Origin of the sequence: Daeguia caeni, assembly GCF_042653845.1 — a bacterium.
Lineage (GTDB): Bacteria > Pseudomonadota > Alphaproteobacteria > Rhizobiales > Rhizobiaceae > Brucella > Brucella caeni.
The window spans coordinates 1-1186 of the sequence record NZ_JBHSEL010000067.1; the positions used below are offsets into that span (position 1 = coordinate 1).

Genomic DNA, 1186 nt, shown 5'->3' on the forward strand with positions numbered 1-1186 from the left:
TGAGCGGATCATCATTGATGGCAGCCAGACCAACCGCGAGGCAATCATTGCCATTGATACGGAGAACCGGCTGCAGGTAAATGCGCGCGGGGCACTTAAGAGGATCCGGATCAGAAGCAGCAAGTATCTCAACAACCGAATTGAGCAGGATCATCGCCGCATCAAGCGGCGCACCCGGCCGACGCTCGGGTTCAAGTCGTTTGCTTCGGCCAATGCTACGCTCGCCAGCATTGAGATGGTTCACATGATGCGCAAGCGGCAAGGACGCTTCGCCTTCAATCCGGCGCTGACCATCAAGGAGCAGTTCGAGGCAATCGTCGCCTGAAATCCGTCAAGCGGAAGCCTGCCGTTCGACCAGCCGAAATTGTGCGACAAAACCCGGAACCCACGTTCGTCGGATTATTTCCGCTGGCTCTATACGGCGATGACCAGGACCAGCGGCAAGCTGTATCTTGTCGATCCGCCAAAGATCAGGCTGCAATCGGCTGGTTCCGGCTGAGTGACACCATCTCCCGTAGAACCAACAGCGCCGAACAGTAATCCGGAACTTGATACCCGTGACCAAAGGTAACCAACTGAAGGTGCTCCCCTTCCTTCGCCTGTGGAACCCGGAGCAGTTCGCCTTGCCCGACGCCACGGGAAAGCCGGCATGCGCACCCGCATCATCGCCATCCTTCCCACCGACCAATCCCCGGCACCGGAGGTCTGCCGAACATTCTGCGAGGCAACCAATGTGACCGAAAACGGGCTTGGGTTCACGCTCGGTGATATCTTCATCCCGCCGCACATGGTCGCTGCTGCAAATATTGAAGCGGGCGACCTCGTCAAAGGGATCGCCATTGCCAGTTTCGACAAGAAGCGCGGGAAATGGGGTATGAAAGCAATCGAGGCCAAGTCCGTCGCGCGAAATCACCGCGACTTCGGCAAGGTTGACGAGGAAGAGCATGATGATGATTGGTGATCGGCCTGCAGAAGAAGTCTGCGCGGCGAGACATTTCCCCGTGCATTGGCTGACCCGGCATTCGGGTGCTGTGCTGCTCGCGCTTGCGGATGCATCAGATCGAGCGCTTCAAGGACGACTTCTATTAAGACATTGATTTAAAATATTAATAACAGGTTTCTCCTCATCCTGCTATGAGTTTCCCGAGGTGGAGAAGGTTGTCTTTCAGGCCCATCCCCTCCGCCA

Annotated in this window: 3 protein-coding genes; all 3 read left to right on the forward strand. The window is 56.6% G+C overall.

Translation table 11 applies throughout. The features are described from left to right. Nucleotides 1–325 (forward strand): DDE-type integrase/transposase/recombinase (locus ACFO1V_RS09410; protein WP_380075086.1); only part of this gene is annotated, 325 nt, incomplete at its 5' end. 39 nt (nucleotides 326–364) lie between these two features. Beyond that, nucleotides 365–499 (forward strand): ATP-binding domain-containing protein, encoded by a 135-nt coding sequence (locus tag ACFO1V_RS09415; RefSeq protein ID WP_209439135.1) that lies wholly within the window; start codon nucleotides 365–367, stop codon nucleotides 497–499. A 150-nt stretch (nucleotides 500–649) separates the two neighbouring features. Then, complete coding sequence (locus tag ACFO1V_RS09420; RefSeq protein WP_119043005.1) at nucleotides 650–961, forward strand: hypothetical protein; 312 nt, start codon at nucleotides 650–652, stop codon at nucleotides 959–961. The last annotated feature ends 225 nt before the right edge of the window (nucleotides 962–1186 follow it).